At 39.2% G+C, this 20,128-nt stretch carries 20 protein-coding genes and 1 pseudogene; 4 read left to right on the top strand and 17 right to left on the bottom strand.

All coding sequences use genetic code 11. From position 1 onward, the window contains the following. Positions 1–148: 148 nt before the first annotated feature. Positions 149–1,540: a transglycosylase SLT domain-containing protein gene (locus tag LLF28_06470; protein MCE5195081.1), complete on the top strand. Its 1,392-nt coding sequence runs from the start codon at positions 149–151 to the stop codon at positions 1,538–1,540. Between the two features lie 3 nt (positions 1,541–1,543). Here the strand turns inward: LLF28_06470 and LLF28_06465 are convergent, their stop codons facing one another. From LLF28_06465 to serA, 7 genes and pseudogenes are all read right to left on the bottom strand, one after another. After that, a complete protein-coding gene (locus tag LLF28_06465; GenBank protein MCE5195080.1) occupies positions 1,544–2,233 on the bottom strand; it encodes a tetratricopeptide repeat protein in 690 nt (229 codons plus the stop codon). Then, positions 2,233–2,889, bottom strand: coding sequence for a histidinol phosphate phosphatase domain-containing protein (locus LLF28_06460; protein ID MCE5195079.1), 657 nt, complete (start codon positions 2,887–2,889; stop codon positions 2,233–2,235). Before LLF28_06460 ends, LLF28_06465 begins: the two co-directional genes overlap by 1 nt. A 62-nt stretch (positions 2,890–2,951) precedes the next feature. Continuing rightward, complete coding sequence (locus LLF28_06455) at positions 2,952–3,422, bottom strand: ComF family protein (GenBank protein MCE5195078.1); 471 nt, start codon at positions 3,420–3,422, stop codon at positions 2,952–2,954. Positions 3,423–3,452: 30 nt separating this feature from the next. Continuing rightward, positions 3,453–3,674: pseudogene (locus LLF28_06450) on the bottom strand (double zinc ribbon domain-containing protein). Beyond that, entirely contained in the window at positions 3,638–4,171 is a 534-nt protein-coding gene (locus LLF28_06445) for a PilZ domain-containing protein (protein ID MCE5195077.1), read from the bottom strand. Before LLF28_06445 ends, LLF28_06450 begins: the two are co-directional and overlap by 37 nt. Then, a complete protein-coding gene (locus tag LLF28_06440; GenBank protein ID MCE5195076.1) occupies positions 4,164–5,456 on the bottom strand; it encodes an adenylosuccinate synthase in 1,293 nt (430 codons plus the stop codon). Before LLF28_06440 ends, LLF28_06445 begins: the two co-directional genes overlap by 8 nt. 29 nt (positions 5,457–5,485) lie before the next feature. Then, the gene (gene serA / locus LLF28_06435) at positions 5,486–7,063 is read right to left on the bottom strand and encodes a phosphoglycerate dehydrogenase (GenBank protein ID MCE5195075.1); all 1,578 of its coding nucleotides are present in this window, start codon (positions 7,061–7,063) and stop codon (positions 5,486–5,488) included. A 161-nt stretch (positions 7,064–7,224) separates the two neighbouring features. Here serA and LLF28_06430 point away from each other — a divergent pair, with 161 nt between their 5' ends. From LLF28_06430 to LLF28_06420, 3 genes are all read left to right on the top strand, one after another. Next, entirely contained in the window at positions 7,225–7,509 is a 285-nt protein-coding gene (locus tag LLF28_06430; protein MCE5195074.1) for a hypothetical protein, read from the top strand. A gap of 15 nt (positions 7,510–7,524) precedes the next feature. After that, positions 7,525–7,932, top strand: coding sequence for a hypothetical protein (locus tag LLF28_06425; GenBank protein ID MCE5195073.1), 408 nt, complete (start codon positions 7,525–7,527; stop codon positions 7,930–7,932). Positions 7,933–8,009: 77 nt separating this feature from the next. Further along, positions 8,010–8,279, top strand: coding sequence for an Lrp/AsnC ligand binding domain-containing protein (locus LLF28_06420; protein MCE5195072.1), 270 nt, complete (start codon positions 8,010–8,012; stop codon positions 8,277–8,279). Positions 8,280–8,363: 84 nt separating this feature from the next. Here LLF28_06420 and LLF28_06415 read toward each other — a convergent pair whose 3' ends face one another. The 10 genes from LLF28_06415 to LLF28_06370 all read right to left on the bottom strand — a co-directional run bounded on the left by LLF28_06415 (position 8,364) and on the right by LLF28_06370 (position 20,123). Beyond that, the gene (locus tag LLF28_06415) at positions 8,364–9,503 is read right to left on the bottom strand and encodes an alanine--glyoxylate aminotransferase family protein (protein ID MCE5195071.1); all 1,140 of its coding nucleotides are present in this window, start codon (positions 9,501–9,503) and stop codon (positions 8,364–8,366) included. A 148-nt stretch (positions 9,504–9,651) separates the two neighbouring features. Beyond that, complete coding sequence (locus tag LLF28_06410; protein MCE5195070.1) at positions 9,652–10,206, bottom strand: hydrolase; 555 nt, start codon at positions 10,204–10,206, stop codon at positions 9,652–9,654. 108 nt (positions 10,207–10,314) lie between these two features. Further along, complete coding sequence (acs, locus tag LLF28_06405) at positions 10,315–12,285, bottom strand: acetate--CoA ligase (GenBank protein MCE5195069.1); 1,971 nt, start codon at positions 12,283–12,285, stop codon at positions 10,315–10,317. Between the two features lie 85 nt (positions 12,286–12,370). Beyond that, a complete protein-coding gene (locus LLF28_06400; GenBank protein ID MCE5195068.1) occupies positions 12,371–14,110 on the bottom strand; it encodes a sodium/solute symporter in 1,740 nt (579 codons plus the stop codon). A gap of 4 nt (positions 14,111–14,114) precedes the next feature. Then, entirely contained in the window at positions 14,115–14,426 is a 312-nt protein-coding gene (locus LLF28_06395) for a DUF485 domain-containing protein (protein MCE5195067.1), read from the bottom strand. A 55-nt stretch (positions 14,427–14,481) separates the two neighbouring features. Then, a complete protein-coding gene (locus tag LLF28_06390) occupies positions 14,482–15,147 on the bottom strand; it encodes a 3'-5' exonuclease (protein MCE5195066.1) in 666 nt (221 codons plus the stop codon). A 39-nt stretch (positions 15,148–15,186) separates the two neighbouring features. Then, entirely contained in the window at positions 15,187–17,088 is a 1,902-nt protein-coding gene (locus LLF28_06385) for a DUF294 nucleotidyltransferase-like domain-containing protein (GenBank protein ID MCE5195065.1), read from the bottom strand. 243 nt (positions 17,089–17,331) lie between these two features. Next, positions 17,332–18,678 (bottom strand): sigma-54 dependent transcriptional regulator, encoded by a 1,347-nt coding sequence (locus tag LLF28_06380; GenBank protein MCE5195064.1) that lies wholly within the window; start codon positions 18,676–18,678, stop codon positions 17,332–17,334. Further along, positions 18,671–19,663, bottom strand: coding sequence for a PAS domain-containing protein (locus LLF28_06375; GenBank protein ID MCE5195063.1), 993 nt, complete (start codon positions 19,661–19,663; stop codon positions 18,671–18,673). Before LLF28_06375 ends, LLF28_06380 begins: the two co-directional genes overlap by 8 nt. 40 nt (positions 19,664–19,703) lie before the next feature. Then, positions 19,704–20,123: a DUF350 domain-containing protein gene (locus tag LLF28_06370; GenBank protein MCE5195062.1), complete on the bottom strand. Its 420-nt coding sequence runs from the start codon at positions 20,121–20,123 to the stop codon at positions 19,704–19,706. Positions 20,124–20,128: the final 5 nt, after the last annotated feature.

Below are 20,128 nucleotides of genomic sequence, written 5' to 3'. Positions count from 1 at the left end.
GTTTATTATAGCAGTTTTAACCAAGTTGTAAAAACATTCATTAAATAATAAATATTCTCCTAGTTTTTTAGTTTTATATCTTACTTTATATCTTGATCAGCACAACTTACTTGACAAATCGAGTCTCTAAAGCTGAAAATTAAATAGTATGTATAAATTACGCGTTATTATCGTGCTGATTTTTGCTTTATTCTCAATTGCTTTTGTTTTTGCTGCTGAAACTCAGGGGGCTAATACCTCAGAAATTCAACCAGTAAATCCTGAGAAAATTTTTATTGATAAACCGAGCTTAAATACTCTACCTGAAATAACAAATTTGAAAACACCAGCGCCTCTACCGCTGCAAGATATAAAAACAACAAACATAGAAATTCCACCTGCAAAGGAAATAAAGCTTCCTGAGATCGAGAAAAAGATAACAGTGAAAAGTTTTTCACCATCCGAACCTTCCATCACACCATATAAATCAAATCCTGCTGCAGTCAAGGCTGTTGATAAAAACCTTTCTCTTTTCACAGACCGATTCAGAGATCATTTTGCTCTCTGGTTAAGCCGCTCAGGAAAGTATCTGGATATGATGAGGGAAATTCTCAAAAACAAAAACATACCTGAAGAGATTGTTTTTCTTTCATTAATAGAAAGCGGTTTTAATCCCTATGCTTATTCACGCGCAAGGGCAGTCGGCCCATGGCAGTTCATATCAGGGACAGCAAAAAAATATGGATTAATAATAGATTGGTGGAGAGATGAGCGAAGAGACCCGATAAAATCCACCATGGCAGCAGCAAACTACCTCAGTGATCTTTATGGCATGTTCGGATCATGGGATCTTGCCATGGCTGCATACAATGCAGGCGAAGGAAAGATAATGAGGGCGCTCAATCGTACAAAGACAGATGACTACTGGGCACTTTTAAAAACGCGTTATATAAGAAAAGAAACTAAAAACTATGTACCGAAATTTATAGCAGCAAGCATGATAGCTGTAAGCCCTGAAACATTCGGATTCACTGATATCGAGTATCACATACCTTTTGATTATGACGAAGTGACTTTAAAAAGTCCTATTGACCTTGATGTTGCTGCTCAGTGTGCAAATACAAGCCTTGAGACAATCAAGGAGTTGAATCCTGAACTAAGGAGATGGTGCACTCCTCCTCACACTCCGGAATACATACTCAGGGTCCCCAGAAATACAAAAGAACTTTTTATAGAAAACATGAACAGGATTCCTGAAAGCGAGAGATATACTCTGGAACTTTATACTATTAAAAAGGGAGATACTATATCAAAAATCGCCAAGAAAACAGGTGTGACTGCAAAGGCAATACTTGTACTTAATAATTTCAAAAACTCTTCAGTTCCCTTGAAACCGGGAACTGAAATCCTGCTGCCTCCAAAAGAAAAGTTTACAGCAGACAAGGAAGACAAGTACGAGATTAAAAAAGGAAACAGAAAATCAAAGAAAAAGACTGTGAAAACCAATGCCAACGATAAAATGGCATCTAACCCTCTTGGAAACAAAAAACCTTTAAATTAATATTTATTTCTTCGCTGCTTTTAGTCTTGCCTCTTCGGCAAATGGAGACTGCGGATAATCCTTTATGAGTTCCTCGTATTTCTTTTTTGCATCTGCCGTCCTGCCCATTGACTCCAGAATTTTCCCTGCTTCAATAAGTGCGAGATCCTTATATGATGTTGTTTTATATTTTGATAGTATATCAAGATATCTTAGTGATTCTGCCTTATCATCTTTTTTAAGACTTATTAATGCAAGTTTGTAGTATGTCAGAGGCACAAACATCTCATCATCAGGATATTTCTTATTGAGTTCATCGAGCATTTTAACTGCATCATCATATTTTCCCATCTCATAGTAACAGGCTGCCATATAAAAAAGAGCGACAGGTGATTTTTTTGCCTCGTATGATTTTTTGAAAAGTTCTCCTGCCTTTATAAATCTAGCTTCTCTCGATACAGGCTGTCTATTTGTAATTCCGTAATATGTTTTAAATGCTTCTTCCCCAAGTTTTTCTGCCTTATTGCTTGAAATTCTGTTGTAAAGAAAAATACCTGCAATAAGAAAAATAACTAAAACAGCACCAACCGAAATCAAAATAAAAATTTTGTTATTATCTGAAAAATATTCCATTGATTTTGAGATAAAGCTTCTGGTTGTTGTCTCGTTGATAGCATGTTTCTTTACAGTCTTCTTTTTTATTGCCTTTGGCATTAATTCCTCCTGAGTATCTTTTCTACTATTGTCTTTGAATTGTTAAATACAGCTTTGATCTTGTCTTCATCTATGCCTGCGCCAGCCAATATCTTTTTTGCCTTCTCAAGACTTATAAGATCATACGGACTGTGTGTATCAGTATTTATAACCAATGTCGCTCCATGCTTTATTGCCTCTCTTCCAACATGACCGTTTGTAAAAGAATGTCCTTTTCTTGATGTAATCTCAAGCGCAACGCCTTTTTCTTTTGCAAGTTTAATGTCATCTGTGGAGATAAGTCCAGGGTGAGCAAGTATATCAACGCCTGCTTCTATTGCAGCCCTGTTTGTTCCTTCTTTTACAGGCTCTGATGTTGTCTCTCCATGCACAACAACTATCTTCGCTCCTAGCTGTCTTGCCTCTTTTACAAGCGAGGATATTAGTGATGGCGGAACATGAGTTATCTCAACACCAGGAATTGCAGTTATTGATATGCTGTCTTTTAACGCATCAAGCACTTTAATGATTCTTGGTATAACAATATCAATATTAGACTGGTCAACATGGTCTGTAATTGCAATAGCTTTATAGCCTATTACAGACGCCCTTTGTATGAGCTCTGCCGGCAGAAGCTCGCCGTCGCTGAATAAAGTATGTGTGTGAAGATCAATCATTTTTTTGCCTTTTTTTAAATACAACAAGTATTCTAGCAAAATTCATTTTTAAAATCACCCTCTCACATCCTGCTTGGCCGTGCAAGCGTTACGACAATAACATCTTCTGCTCCTGCTTTTACAAGCACTTTTGAACATTCCCTTGCAGTAGCTCCTGTTGTCATAACATCATCTACAAGCAAGAGCCTTAGTCCATTTATTTTCTTTGCTTCAAAAGAACCCCTTAAATTTTTTATTCGCTCCTTGGCATTCAGACCAATCTGGGGAAGAGTTTCTCTTGTTTTAAAAAGCATGTCGATATAAATGGGAATCCTTAGTTTCTTTGAGAGCACCCTTGAGATAAGAAGCGACTGATTAAACCCCCTCGCTTTTAAACTATTGGCGCTTAATGGAACAGGCACGATACCGTCATATCTCGGAATGCTTAACTCAAAAAACAGACTGCCTAATGCGTTTGCAAGTCTTCTGAGCTTCGAAAATTTCATGAGATGTATTGCCTCTGCAAGTACATCAGCATATATCCCGTAATTCAAGACCTTTGAGAATCTTGGCCTCTGCTCAATGCATTCCTGACAAATAGTCGAATATTCGGATACCAGAGGAGCAGCGCATATACTGCAAGACGGGCCTGTATATATTTTTATGTTCTGCCAGCATTCGGAACAGATAGGAGAATGCTTATGATTATCAGAGGAATTTTTGCAGAAAGGACATGAGGAAGGATAAATCAGGTTTAATAAACTTGAAACTAAGCCATACCTGCGTGTTTTAGAGTTATTCCACACTTCCCGCACCTTGGACTCAGTGAAAGCTTTTGTTTAGCGACTTTATTTTTTACACTACAGCCCTTGCAAACTACTATGACATATTCTATTTCTTGTTCTGCCTTTGGTGCAGTTTTAGGAATTTCTGAAGACCCCTTCTCTGTTTTAAGATCATTCATGGCTGTATTTTCATCTTCAAACCTGTCTATTTGACCATGCATGAGTTTAATGTAATTTTGGTCTTTCTCTGTTATCAATATCCCCATGCCATTTTTAAAAGTGCTTATTCCTGTTTTTATTGTTCTCTTTACCTGACCCTGCACCTTTGCCATTGTACCGTCAGGAAGATATATCTGTACTTCTACGAATGTGCCCGGTATAAGGCCGTAACGGGTTCTTACAAAGAGTCCTGATTCTGATACATCACTTGTTGTTCCAGGATAAGTTTCAGTGCTTCTCCATGACTTGAATTTTACTTCAAGCCTTCTAGTACGCCGATCAGATTCCCTTTTAGCCATTGAACACCTTTTTTAAAACTATAAGTTCATTCCTCTTTTGTCCTGAAGATACAATGTGAACATCAATTCCCAGCTTCTTCTCTATATATCTTACGTATCCCCTGGCTGCTTTGGGCAGATGACTGAATTTTTTTGCTCCTGATGTGTTTTCTTTCCAGCCCGGCAGGTCTTCATATACAGGCTCGCATTTTTCAAATACATTTAATTCCTTTGGAAAGTTCTTGTATGTCTTCCCTTCGGATGTATATGAATCGCACACTTTAATTGTATCAAGCCCGTCAAGAATATCAAGTTTTGTAAGAACAATACCGCTCATTCCATTAATCATTACCGAATGCCTTAATACCACCAGATCAAGCCATCCGCATCTTCTCGGTCTTCCGGTTGTTGCTCCGTATTCTCCGCCTTTTTCCCTTATCTGCTCGCCAAGAGCGCCTTTCATCTCTGTTGGGAACGGTCCTTCTCCAACCCTTGTTGTGTATGCTTTAACAACTCCTATAACATTGTTAATTTTTGCAGGACCCACGCCCAGCCCTGTACAGGCTCCTCCTGCACTTGCATTCGAGGATGTTACATAAGGATATGTTCCGTGGTCAATGTCAAGCAGAGTGCCCTGTGCTCCTTCAAGTAGCAGATTTTTTTTCTCATCGATCATTTTATTAAGAATTAAATCTGTGTCAGCTATATAACCTGAAAGCCTTTCTGCGTATTTCATGTATTCGCTATAGATGCCTTCAATATCAAATGGCGGAAGATTATATATGGCCTTTGCAAAGGGATTTATATATTCAAGATTTATCTTAAGCTTCTCCTTGAAAATCTCAGGATAAAGCAAGTCTCCGATCCTAAGACCGGTTCTTGCAGTCTTGTCAACATAAGCAGGCCCTATTCCTTTTCCTGTTGTGCCTATTTTTTTTATCCCCTTAAGTCTCTCCTGTTCCTTATCGATTGCAGTATGGTAAGGCATTATTAAATGGGCGCTTCTGCTTAGAAAAAAGTTTTTACCTGTCTCTATCCCTCTTTTTTTCAAACCGTCAATTTCATTAATAAGCGCTGCAGGATCAACAACAACGCCATTGCCTACTATACAGACTTTGTCTTTATGAAGAATCCCTGAAGGGATAATGTGAAGCACAAACTTTTCATTTTTTATAACAACTGTGTGCCCTGCATTATGGCCGCCCTGATATCTTGCAACACCCTCAGCCTTTTCTGTTAGGACATCAATTATTTTCCCTTTGCCTTCATCCCCCCATTGCGCGCCAACAACCACCACCACAGCCATGTTCTTACCTCTCCACCTCTTTGATTAGATTAAACATTCAGCAGTTTTACAGATTTGACATTAGGCATTTTTTTTATTTCTTCAAGCTGATTGGATGTTATAGGAGTATCAATTGTCATTACTGATATTGCTGATCCTCCTGCGCTTTCTCTTCCAAAATGCATACGCGCTATATTGATGTTGTTCTTTGAAAAGAACGAACCAATATTTCCAATCACTCCTGGCTTGTCAATATTATAGATAAAGAGCATTATTCCCTCCGGGACGATCTCAACAGCAAAATTGTCGACTAATATTATTCTAGGCTCTTTCTTGCTGAGCAGGGTGCCGGCAATAACTCTTTCCCTGTCCTTTGTCTTTACCTTGATTACAAGCATACTCTGGTAATCGCCTGCATCACTGCTTTTCGTCTCTTTTACTTCTATTCCGCGTTCTTTTGCAATAACAGGCGCATTTACAAAATTCACTGTTTCTTCGAGTATTGGAGTAAGGAATCCTTTCAAGGCAGCAATCGTAACAGGCGCTGTCGCCAATTCAGAAGCATCACCCCTGTATTCAATCGTGACTCCGGTAACACCGCCTTCAAAAAGCTGGGATGCGAAACTTCCAATCTTCTCTGCCAGATTAAGGTACGGCTGCAATCTCACAACCTGATCAGCAGGTATTGACGGAAAGTTTACCGCATTTCTTATGGTTCCTCGTACAAGATAGTCTGCTATCTGTTCTGCAATTGCCAGTGCAACGTTTTCCTGAGCTTCTTCTGTTGATGCTCCGAGATGAGGAGTGCATATTACATTATCAAGCCCTATAAGTGAAAAATCTTCTGGGGGCTCTTTCTCAAAAACATCCATTCCTGCACCTGCAACTTTTCCGCTTTTAAGAGCTTCAAACAAATCTTTCTCATTTATTATTCCGCCGCGTGCGCAGTTGATTATTCTCACGCCAGGCTTCATTGTTTCAATGGTTTTTGCATTGATTATATTCTTTGTCTCTGGCGTAAGCGGTGTATGAACTGTTATGAAGTCTGCTCTTTTGAATACTTCAGCAAGCTCAACTTTTTCAATTCCAAGTTCCCTCGCTGTTTCTTCACTAAGGAATGGATCATAGGCAATAACAACCATCTCAAGCCCCTGCGCTTTTTTAGCAACCTGTGAACCGATGTTGCCAAGTCCCACTATTCCAAGTGTCTTATTGAAAAGCTCAACACCCATAAACTTCTTCTTTTCCCACTTGCCGCCTTTGAGCGATGCTGTTGCCTGCGGGATCATCCTTGCCAGAGAGAAAAGCATTGCAATAGTATGCTCTGCTGTTGTGATTGTATTTCCACCTGGCGTGTTCATGACAACAATGCCTTTTTTGGATGCTGCTGCTTTATCGACATTATCAAGGCCTGAACCAGCCCTTCCCACTACCTTGAGGTTTTTCGCAGCCTCAATAATTTCTGCTGTGACCTTTGTCTCGCTTCTTACAACAAGACCGTGATATTCACCGATGCAGGATTTTAGTTCATCAGGCTTCATACCAGTTTTGACATCAACAGTAAGCCCGGCTTTTTTTAGAATTTCAACGCCTTTTTCCGAAATTTTATCGCTTACCAGTACCTTCATTTCTAACATTTCCTCCAGAATTTATTGCCCTTCAAACCATTAAAGGATACCACACCAGCAAAAACATTGACAAGGCTTTGTTATCCTTTAAAATTTTCTAGACTTCCAGTCTTTAAATGCTAAAATATGAACAGAATTATATATTCACGGAGGGCAGAACTATGATGTCAAACATTCCAATAGACCTTTCTAAGGTTAGCAAGGAAAATACTGTAAAGGAAATCCTGCGTGCAGGAATCATTGCAGAGCTTGATGCAATCAGTCTTTATGAACAACTTGCAGCAATGACAGACAGGGTTGATATCAAGAAAGTTTTTATGGACATTGCAAAAGAAGAAAAAACACATGTTGGAGAATTTCAGGAATTGCTTTTAAGAGAAGACAAAGAACAAATTGAGGAATTAAAGCACGGCAAGGAAGAAGTCGAAGAACTGACAGGAAAATAAAAAAAGGAGAGAATCATGAATAAGAATATCAGAGTACTAGCAGCTGTTATTTTTGCAGTCTTTTTTATTATCTCTGCATCTTATGCTCAGGTAACTCATAAGTCAGACCTTAACGGATTATGGGTTACTACAACCAAAGACACTAATGATGCAACGGTCATTGTTTATCAAGAAGGGAATGAAGTAAGGATGATGTGCACATTTGATTACAATGGGAAAAAAGTTGCATGGTACAGCCAGGGAACAATCAATGGTAATAACGTCAAAACCCGCTTCAGGATTACTCCTAATACAAAACCGCAGGGATGGGAAAACGACGGGACACATGACCTCATTCTCTCGCCGGACGGAAATCTTCTTTCAGGCACAGGAAAATCTCTTTCTGGTTTCTCATACAAGATACAATTTAAAAGAATTAGATAAGATAATTTTAAAAAAGCAGAAATGTAAGATTCTGTTTACATATTTAAGGAGGCAAAACTAAAGAAAGGAAGAACAATATGACTACTGCGATTATTCTTATCAATGCTGACAGGCTGAAGATCAATAAAATATCCGAACATTTAGCAGAGATGAAAGAAATATCTGAAGTTTTTTCAGTAAGCGGAAATTACGACATTATAGCGATCGTTCGAGTGAAAAACAATGAAGAACTTGCCGCGCTCGTTACACAACACTTACTAACAATTGACGGCATTGTGAAGACAGAAACAGTGCTTGCCCTTAGAGCTTATTCCAGACATGATTTAGAGTCTATGTTTTCAATCTGAATTTTACTGAACAAAAATTTAAATAGAAAAACAAAAGGGGATGATATAATTATCCCCTTTTAAATTTACCCAAACCAATCAATTTTATTTCAACAACAATTCTTCTGCAACTGCAACACCTGTACCGAGTTTAACAGGATGTCCCATGCCTTTTAGCACCATCTCAACGCCGGCAACAGCAGTTATTACATCGAATGTATCTGCATAGCCGAGATGCGCAATCCTGAATACCTTGCCCTTAAGCTGGTCCTGTCCGCCTGCTGCTGTGATGCCGTATTTCTCGCGTAGATTTTTATATATTAGCTGTCCGTCAATTCCCTCAGGAGCGCATACAGCAGTGACAGAATTCGAAGGCGATTCTTTTGGATATAGTTTGAGTCCTATTGCCTGCATTGCTTTTCTTGTTGCATTGGCAAGTTTTTCGTGACGCTTGAATACATTTTCAAGGCCTTCTTTCTGGAGCATCTTGATGCATTCATTAAGCCCTATTATCAATGTTACAGGCGATGTAAAATTCGTCTGGTTTTTTGTGAGATTCTCGCGCTCTTTTTTAAAATTAAAATAAAACTTTGGTGATTTTGCTGTGTCTGCAAATTTCCATGCCTTCTCGCTTATCCCGACAAATGCAAGTCCCGGAGGAAGCATAACGCCTTTCTGCGAACCGCCGACAAGAACATCAATTCCCCATTCATCCATTTTTAAATCATGCGCAACCAAAGCTGAGATTGCATCAACTATAAAAATGGTGTTTGGGTATTTCTTAACTATCTTTGCAAGCGATTCTATGTCATGGTAAACGCCTGTTGATGTTTCTGATGCCTGCACAAACACGCCTTTTATTGAGGGATCTTTTTTAAGCTTTTCCTCAACAAGCTCAGGCTTTACAGCATGGCCCCATTCAACAACTATCTCGTCAACATTAAGTCCGTAGGCCTTGCATATCTTTGTCCATCTCTCTCCGAATTTACCGCCGTTTATTGTGATTACCTTGTCTCCAGGGCTGAAGAAGTTGTTCACTGAGCCCACCATACCGCCAGTGCCTGTTGAACAAAGTATCAGGACATCGTTTTTTGTCTGGTAAAGCCATTGCAGTCCTTTCTTTGCTGCATCCAAAACAGGAACAAAATCAGGCGCGCGATGATGTATCATCGGCATTGCCATTGCAAGCAGCGCCTCAGAAGGAACAGGTGTTGGTCCAGGTGCTAATAAATAACGTTTTAACATGGGAAACCTCCTTAAATATTAAGTGGACAAATAGTTTAACTTTGTGATAAAGACTAGTCAAGAGAGATTAGATGAAAATTTCAGAAAATAGATAATATTTCGAGCGTCTGTCTCAAACAAACCACTTTATCTTAAGTAATCAGTAGGCTTACTTTATCTTCTTTGCTATTGCCTTGAATTCTTCTGTTCCGGCTTTTTCAAGAAGCTGAAAAAGTACGGTCTCTGTGCATGTTATGACAGCGCCTGCATTACGCATAATCTCTATTGCTGTCTTGAAATTATCCTTTGTCCTTGAGCACACAGCATCTTTTACAATATGGACATCAAATCCATTCTTTATCAAGCTCAGGCATGTCTGGAGCACACACACATGTGTTTCCATACCTGTAAGGATAATTTTTTTCCTTTTTAATGCTGACAATGCTTCATTAAAAAAATTCTCGCCGCAGCAATCGAATGTGATTTTTTCTATCGGGTTATAAATAGGCAGTATATCTTTCAACTCGCTGATTGTCGGACCGAGTCCTTTTGAATACTGCTCAGTAACAACAATCGGGATACACTGAATTCTTCCGCACTCGATTAAATGAGAGCAGTTGTTGACCACCTTATCTTTTTCTTTCATAGCCTGCACAAGTTTTTCCTGAATATCAACAATAACTATAATTGCATTTTCTTTATTTATAAAAAATTTATGCTTCATATTTTCTTCCTATGAGCTTCCATAATGAATTTTTTAGATTTTTAATGAAAAGGGGGCGATAAGCCCCCTTTTCATTAAAACGTGATTACATCTGCTTAATCCTTAAGGCTAAAGCCTTCCTTTTAACAAAGACTCAACAACTGACGGATCAGCAAGAGTTGAAGTATCTCCAAGATCTTCTACCTGTCCATGAGCGATCTTCCTTAAAATTCTTCTCATAATCTTGCCGCTTCTTGTCTTGGGAAGAGCCGGTGAAAACTGCATCTTGTCAGGAGTTGCAATCGGACCAATAACAGTTCTTACGTGTCCGACGAGTATCTTCTTCAGTTCATCTGAAGGCTGGAAACCATCCTTCAAGGTTACATAAACATAGATGCCCTCTCCCTTTATATCATGCGGATATCCAACAACCGCTGCCTCGGCAACAGCTTCATGACTTACAAGCGCAGACTCAACTTCTGATGTGCCAATTCTGTGCCCGGAGATATTGATAACATCATCAATTCTTCCCATTAGCCAGTAATCTCCATCTTCATCAACTCTGGCGCCGTCTCCAGTCATATACTTTCCGCGGAATCTTGAAAAATAAACTTCCTTAATACGTTTGTTTTCAGGATCGCCGTATGTTCCTCTCAGCATTCCAGGCCATGGTTTCTCTATAACAAGATAACCGCCCTCATTCACACCTGCTGGGGTGCCATCTTCTTTGACCACCCTTGGAACAACACCAGGGAAAGGCCTGTTAGCTGAACTTGGCTTTAGTGTCATAGCGCCGGGAAGAGGAGTAATAAGTATTCCGCCTGTTTCTGTCTGCCACCATGTATCAACTATCGGAATTTTTTCCTTGCCCACATTTTTGTGATACCACATCCAGGCTTCAGGGTTTATCGGCTCTCCAACACTGCCAAGAACTCTTAGAGAAGATAAGTCGTGTTTATTCACCCAGCTTTCTCCTTCTCTCATCAAAGCCCTGATAGCTGTCGGCGCTGTATAGAAAATACTTACCTTGTGTTTTGCAACTATGTCCCAGAATCTTCCTGCATCCGGATAAGTAGGAACACCCTCGAACATCAGACTTGTTGCGCCATTGCTCAAAGGACCGTAAACAATATAGCTGTGTCCTGTAACCCAGCCGATATCTGCTGTGCAAAAATGTACATCCTCATCATGGTAATCAAATATCCACTTGAAAGTAAGATTTGTGTAGAGCATATACCCGCCGGTTGTATGAAGAACTCCCTTGGGCTTTCCTGTTGAACCTGAGGTATATAAAATGAATAGGGGATCTTCAGCATCCATCTTTTCAGGCTCGCAATAATTTGAGATGTCTGCTGCGCTCATCTCTTCATGCCACCATATATCTCTGCCCGGCTCCATGTCAGTGCCGTCTGCTCTTTTAACTACAATCACTTTTTCGACTGAAGGGCATTCCTGAAGCGCTTCATCAACATTAGATTTAAGAGGAATAAATCTTCCGCCTCTTACTCCCTTATCAGCTGTGACTACCATTGTTGACTTACAGTCCTGAATCCTGTCCTTTAATGCCTGTGCGCTGAATCCTCCGAATACTATGCTGTGTATTGCGCCAATTCTAGCGCATGCAAGCATGGAAATGGCAAGTTCAGGGATCATAGGGAGATAGATTGTTACCCTATCACCTTTTTTTACACCATTCTTTTTAAGAACATTTGCAAATCTGTTTACTTCATAATGCAGCTGCTGGTAGGTATATGTCTTGTACGAACCATCATCTCCCTCCCATACAATTGCAGCCTTGTTTTTTACAGGAGTGTTAAGATGTTTATCGAGGCAGTTGTATGAGGCATTAAGCTTTCCTCCGATGAACCATTTTATAAATGGTTTTTCAAAGTCATACTCAAGCACCTTGTCCCATTTCTTGTACCAAACAAGCTGCTTCTCTGCCATGTCAGCCCAGAAATTTTCAGTATCTTCGACAGATTTTTTATAAATCTTCTCGTAATCTTTAATGCTCTTGATATGGGCTTTTTCACTAAAATTTTTTGCTGGTGGAAATTTTCTGTTTTCAGCCAATAATACATCAATCTTTTCTTTTGACATCCCTACATTCTCCTCCCTCAAATTTGTTTATTGAATATTGGGCATCTGGGAATTCAGATGCCCAATATTATAGCTTTTTTGTGTATTACTCTTCTGCTCCTATCCCGATATATTCTCTAAGTTTTTCGCCTGCAAACTTCTCTTCTGCTTTCTTGTCTCTCCAAAGCAGCGAGACAATTATGCCGATTAAAAAAGCGGCAGCCATTGAATATATTCCAGGATTTTTAAGAGGGAATATAGCCTTAGGCATTTTCGCCTTTTCTGTTTTTATCTGTTCATCAGCCAGTTTCTTTTCTCCTGCAATTGAAGTATCAAGCGCTGCTAATTTTTCAGACTTAAGAGCAGGTGTTTTTTGTTTCTCCAAATCAGCAATCTTTGCACTGGATGTACTTTCTATCATCTTAATCTGATTTTCGACTGCTGTTTTCTCAGTCTTGTGAACTATGTCAACCCAGACAGTAGGACTGAGGATTATGAGCACAGTTGCAACAGTAAGGCCTGTGTATATGCTTGTCACAGCGCCCTTTGTTGTAAACTTTTTCCAGGTTATGGACATAAGCAATGCCGGGAAATTAGCGCTTGCTGCAATTGCAAAGGTAAGTCCGACCAAAAACGCAACATTCTGGCCTTTGAACATTATGCCCAATAAAACCGCAGCTATACCAAGACCTAAAGTGGCCATCTTCGCCATCTTTACCTCTTCTTTTTCTGATGCCTGTCCGCGCCTTATAACACCAACAAAAAGGTCATGTGAAAACGCAGATGCGCCTGCCAGTGTTAATCCCGAGACAACCGCGAGGATTGTTGCAAATGCAACAGCTGCCAAAAAGCCGAGGAAAGGTGTTCCTCCAAGCGCTTCAGCAAGCAAAGGTCCTGCCATATTGCCGCCTTTGTCAATGCCCATTATTATTTTCTGGCCAACCAGAACTGCTGCGCCAAAACCAATAGTAACTGTCAGTATATAGAAATATCCGATAAAACCCGTTGCATAGAATACTGACTTTCTTGCTTCTTTAGCGTCAGGCACTGTATAGAACCTCATAAGTATGTGCGGAAGGCCTGCTGTACCAAACATAAGCGCAAGACCAAGAGAGAAGGCATCTATAGGACTTGTTATCAGACCGCCTGGTTCAAGGAATTTTGAAGTATAAAGCTTCTCTGCTTGTCCGAATAAATCAGCATAGCTGAACCCAAACTTTGAAAGCGTCAGAAAAACAAGCAGTGTTGCACCGCCAAGAAGAAGAACTGCCTTGATAATCTGAACCCATGTTGTTGCGATCATTCCGCCGAATAGAACATAAGCAATCATTAATGCGCCAACAATAATGATAGCTGCTTCATAAGGCAGGCCGAACATCAGTTTTACAAGTGTTCCTGCGCCCACCATCTGAGCGATCAGGTATGTTAAAACTGTTACGAGCGAACCTGCTGCTGCTGCTGCCCTGATAGGTCTTTGATTTAATCTGTAGGCAACAACATCAGCAAATGTATATTTGCCCAGATTTCTTAACGGCTCTGAAATAAGGAACATAACAATCGGCCATCCAACAAGCCATCCAACAGAATAGATCAAGCCGTCGTAACCTCTTGTTGAAACCAATCCTGCAATCCCTAAAAATGATGCTGCACTCATATAATCACCTGCGAGTGCAAGCCCATTCTGAAACCCTGTTACATTTCTTCCAGCAGCATAAAAGTCTTTTGTTGTCCTTGTTCTTTTTGCTGCCCAGTAAGTTATTACAAGCGTGACGATAACAAACGCGATGAAAAACATTATCGCTATAGGATTTGTCTGCCCAATAATTGTTTGTGTAGCCTGCGGCATCTTATTATCCTCCTATCTTTTCTTTTATTTTCTTGACTAAGGTGTCATATCTGCTATTCGCCCAGAAGATATAGATACCTGTTAATACCCACGACAGAGCAATCGTACCCACTGCTATAGGGATTCCTACTGTAGTAGCTGTTCCTGCGCTCATCTTCTGTGAGAGAAACGGCTTGTTAAAAGCAATAAGCGCAATGAAACCGAAATAAATCAACAGTTCCACGACTGTTAGGGTAAGCGCTACCCTGTTCCTTCTTTTCAGCAAATCCTTGAAATCCTTGTCTTCAAGAATTTCGTGCACACTTACTTTAGCCATAAATTACCTCCTCCTGCAGTTTTATCTCAAAACCTTAATAGATTTTGGACTAAATCTAAAAATTACAGCTTTCTTCTGATTGACTGTATTTATCCGCTCCTTTTGAATAATCTCCAATTTTAAGAAGTACATCTGTAGTCTCAATCTCTGATTCTCTCAGCAATGGCATAAATCTCTGGAATATCTGTGCTGTAATAAAAGCATCTTTGATCGCATTGTGCATATCTGTAATCTGGATATCGAAACATTTTGCAATCTTGTACAATCCTGAGTCCTTTAAAAGATCTGCCAGGCATTTTTGTTCAGGGAATTTTTTTCTGAGACATCTGTAAAGCAGATATGTGTCTATTCCTGGATTTTTAATTGTAGTTCCAAAAAACTTTTTCATGTCTCTGTTTATGAAGCTCATATCTATTGCCAGAAAATGTCCGACAATAATATTGTCGCTGCAAAACTCAGAGAATTCTGAGAGGACTTTTTTAATTCCGGGTTTTTTACTGACCTCTGAATGAGTTATGCCGTGTATTAAAACGCTTTCTTTTTTTAGCTCTGTTTCAGGGTTGACCAGTCTATAAAACTTGTCTTCAAGGCTAATTCTTCCTCCAATCATCTTAATTGCAGCTATCGAGACAATGGAGTCTTTCTTTTCATCAAGGCCTGTAAGTTCTGTGTCAACCACGACATAATCAGCTTCGATAATAGGGGTTCTTTTAATCTTCATTTCTTTTCTCGCTGTATTGTCTGGAACAAATTATTTTATTTACCATATCAATGATTTATACCTTTCTATAATGCTGTCCTGAATTTTTGATACCAGGTGGAAAGCCTCTTTCATTGTCTTTTTTTCCAGATTACTGAGCTTCTTTGGATCAATAAAGTTGTCAGGATCACTGCCGCTTTGGATCTGTTCCAGCTGGTGCTGAATTCTAAGCAGCATAATAAATTCGAATGCATGTTCAATCTCTTCTGCATATTCTTTTGCCGTTGTATGGCTGTTTTTAAGAACGTTCAGTCTTTCAAGTGTTGATGTCTCCCTTATCCCTCTTTCTAGGCTGAAAAGTCTGACTATATCAACTAACATAGATACACCCTTTATTTTTAGATTAAGCATATCTTTATGTTCTCCGCTCTTTTCAACAACAAACGATTTGAGGAAACCAACAGGCGGCATGTTCTTAATTATCACATTAGCCAGATAACCAAGAAAAACTTTTTGATCTTTTAAAATTATTATCAGATGGTCTCTGAGCTTTTCTGCAAAACTTATCTCACCGTAAAGAGGCCTGAAGTCAAAAAATATCAGGGATTTCAGAATCGAATCCTGCACAGGTTCTGACACCCAGTTAGAAAAGTATTTTTTCCAGACCTTAAGAGGCTGGCACCATTGCGGATTTGTAGCCATATAATTTGCAGGGCAAAGAGGAAACCCGCATTTTAAAAGCCCATCTCTGATATGAGATGCAAATACGCTGAAATATACCTTTGCTTTTTCTGCTTCTTCCTTGGTATCCGTGTCGTCGTAAATTATTGCATTATCCTGATCTGTCTTGAACGTCTGTTCTTTCCTTCCTTCGCTGCCAAAAACAATCCAGCAGTAATTAACAGGAGGCTTGCCGAGCTCCCTTTCTGTTATATCAATTATCTTTTTTACAAGCCTGTCGTTTATCTCGCTTATTATTCTTGTTATATTGCTTGCCTTTGCTCCTTCTTTCAGTAGCAGACTGACAATCTTATTTATTTTTTTTGATACAGGGATAAGCCCTTCTATTGTCTGCTGGCTTTCGAGTTCTTTTACTATGGAGATTGGCGATATCCCCTGAAGCATCATCAGATCATGATTTGTTATTATCCCCTTGAGCTTGCCTTCGTCTACTACAAGAACATGATGAATGTTATAGCGCAGCATTTTGAGCAAAGCCTCAAAACAATAGTCACGCGCTTCAGCCTTTATCAAAGAACTGCTCATTATGCTTGTAACAGAGTCTGTTACCTGTCTTCCTTTGGAAACAACCTTGTCTCTAAAATCTCTGTTTGTTACAATTCCAACAGGCACACCTTCTGTTGTAACAAGCACAAGCGAACCTATTTTATGTTTCGACATTATCTCTGAGGCTTCTTTTATTGTGATGTCATTGGGAGCAGTGATGACCTTCCTGTTGCTGAGCTCTCCTATTGGAGTTGTGAAAAGCAATTTGTCTCCGCCTCCATAAAGCAAGCTCTTGTTATGCATCTCTTTGTATGTCTTATCTATATATTTATTGAGAAAGGACTTTAGAAAAAACTCTGTGACTGAAGGGTGGGTATCAAGAAGAGCAAGAATAGTCTGCTTATCTATCAGATAAGAGATTGTATCCTCAACTGCAATAACATTGGCAATTGATCTGTCTCCCTTAACCATTGAAAGAAGCCCAAACACATCGCCTTCTCCTCTATAATCAATTACAACTTCTTCATTGTCAGCAGATCTTATAAAAACCTTTACTCCGCCTTTTTTTATAACTCTCAGATACTCGCTTGCAGGACCTTCTTGATAAAGAATTGTCGAACCGCTAGGGTAGTATTCCATTGAAACCCCTGCAGCAATTTTTTTCAGCTCAGTGTCTTCAAGGAACTGAAAAGGAGGCACTTTTTTTAAAAATTCCACTACTTCTTCGAGAATCATACAGCCTTAATGAGCAATTAATATGCCTGCATTAAAAAATAGAAGATACCATTAAAAAATCATTAAAAATCAAGATGTTAACCATGGGATTGATAAAGCTTTGGAGATGATAAGCTGAGGTTATGCTACTTTTAGTAACGGTTGAATCATAATTAGAATGATTTCCCTTTATTCTTTAGGGACTTACAGTGCGTTACAATAAGTAGCATAAGCAGGTCTCATGTTTGAGAATAAAAGTAACGTTTACTGCTTTTTTGGTATATTCCATTTTTTTCTCTTTTCCCATAAGGCCTTGCGTGTTATGCCAAGCATGTCTGCCAGCTTCTGTTCTATGATATTATTCTGATGCCTTAAGATAAATCCCTTTGTATAATCTTCTATGGAAAGAGCCTTGTCCAGAGCCTCTGACATGAATGACTCTGCAGTTTTTATGCCTTCTGGCAGATGTTCCGGGTGAATAGTATCTTTGTCTGCAATAAGCACTGCTCTTTCAATAATATTCTGCATCTCCCTTATATTTCCCGGCCATGAATAATCCTTTAAAAGCTTGACTGCATTTTCATCTATGAATTTAACATTTTTACCTATGTCATATGCATATTTAACAAGAAAATGTTTGGCAAGAGCTATTATGTCACCTTTTCTTTCTCTCAAAGGAGGAAGTCTTAGAGTAACAACATTAATCCTGTAATACAGATCCTCTCTGAAAGCGCCTTCTTTTACAAGGGCTGCAACATCTCTGTTTGTCGCAGTTATAAATCTGATATCAACTTTTCTGGAGTGCACACCTCCAAGCGGTCTTATCTCATGGTCATCTATAACACGAAGCAGTTTTGCCTGCAAAGGCTGGCTTAATTCTCCAATCTCATCAAGGAAAAACGTTCCTCCATCAGCCTCTTCAAAAAGACCTCTCTTAGTTGCAGTAGCTCCGGTAAATGCACCCTTTGCATAACCAAAAAGTTCAGACTCAATAAGGTTCTCAGGTATTGCGCTGCAGTTTATAGCGATAAACTGTTTGTCGCGGCGTGAGCTGTTATAGTGAATTGCCTTTGCAAAAAGTTCCTTGCCTGTTCCAGTTTCGCCCAAAAGAAGAACATTGCTTTTTGAGTCAGCGATCTTCTTGACTTCATTAATAATTGCCTTTATCTCAGCGCTGTCACCGATTATTTTTTCGAAATCATAGGTTTCTTCTATCTTTTTCTTGATAAGAGTTTCAATAATACGCGCTTTTTCCTTGAATGCATTTCTCACAACTCTTTTTAATTCTTCGTAGATTATTGGTTTTACCAAATAATCATATGCCCCAGCCCTCAGAGCATCAACAGCCGTCTCAAGGGACGGGAATCCGGTTATTATTATTACAAGCTGTTCAATGTCGCGTTCTCTAGCTTTGCTCAAAAGCTCAATTCCGCTCATGCCGGGAAGAATTATATCTGCGATTATCAGGTCATAGAATGTATCATCAAGCGCTTTAAGCGCTACCTCGGCATTCTTGACACTGTCAACCTCATACCCATCGCTTAAAAAAATCCTTTCCAGCGATTCTCTAAGAGGATCTTCTTCAACAACTATGAGCAGTCTTTCAGACATTTTGCTCCATTGGCAGTCTTATAACAAAAGATGCTCCCTTGCCTCTCTCGCTTTTAACATCGATAGCGCCATTATGACTTTTGATTATATTTTTACTTACATTAAGGCCAAGACCAACACCTTTATTTGAAGATTTTGTTGTAAAAAATGCATCAAATATTTTATTGATCACCTCGCTGTCAATGCCAACGCCATTGTCCTTGAATTCGATATCAGCAAAACCTTCTGTCTTTTTTATTGAAATTTCGAGCCTGCCTCCATCCGGCATTGCATCCAGTGCATTTAACATCATATTGAGAAAAACCTGCTGGATCTGGTCAGCATTTACCTTCAGTCTAGGAATTTTTTCAAATTGTTTATGCAGTTCGATATTTTTCAATCTCTTGTCTAATTTCAAAAGATCAAGTGTCTGATTCAAAATCTCTGAAACATCTGCCGGTTTTTTTTCTAAGGGGGCTTCTTTAACAAACCTTCCAATGTTCTTTGTAATCCTGCTGAGTTTGTTTATCTCGTTGTTCATGTCTTCCAAAGATCTGTCCATCATCTCAATGCTTTCAGGAGAAGCGGTTTCCATATCCTTAAATTCTTTGAGCATAGAAGATATTGACGCAAGAGGATTAGCTGCAGCTGGTTTTGACTTCTGAGTCTGGGCCTCAGGTGTTTTCTTTTCGATTATCTCTTCAAATAACAAAATAAATCCGCCTGACTGGCCTCTGATCGATGTTATCTTCAGCGTAGTTCCCTTGCCTTTAGAATCATATATATCCACATTCTTTTGCATGCATGTTTTTACAATCTCTTCTGCAAGCCATGGAAGAAGATCGAGAATAGGCTTGCCAAGCGCATCTACTCTTTTTATTCCTGTAAGAGACTCCATCTTTCTGTTCCAGTAACGAACCAGTAAAGAAATATCTGTAGTAACAGTGCCGAAAAAAGCATTCTCCAGAATATTTGCCATCTGAGTCATTATATTCGGGTCTTTCATTTTTTTATCCCAAAGAAAAATTTATGATTCTTACTCAAATTTAATATGTCATGCAAGCGGCATTTATTATTCCTATTACCAGAGACAATACGCCCAGAAAAATTCCTTTTGATATATGATTCTCAGGTATGTCTTTTACAATTGTAGGAAAGATAATCTTAACTGCCAGAAAAGTGATTACCTGAATCACAAAAGCAACAAATCCCCAAGATATCATATCCAGCAGGCTCACACTGTGGGATATAGCGCTTGCAAGTGGGATTGAAAAACCTATTAATGCTCCGCTTAAACTGTAGCTTGCCGCAATATTCCCGTTGGATATCAGAATAAATTCTTTATATGGAGTTATCCACGTATAAACTCTCACAAAAACAATTAATAGACCAATGGCTGCAACAAAATACAGGAGAAAACTACCTACCCCTGCAAAAGACAAATTAAAATAAATCTTTTCAAACATAAGCT

Source organism: Nitrospiraceae bacterium, from assembly GCA_021373015.1.
Taxonomy (GTDB): Bacteria; Nitrospirota; Thermodesulfovibrionia; order Thermodesulfovibrionales; family UBA1546; genus JAJFTJ01.
The sequence above is the reverse complement of the archived record's forward strand: the minus strand, read 5'-3'. Positions and strand labels throughout refer to the sequence as shown.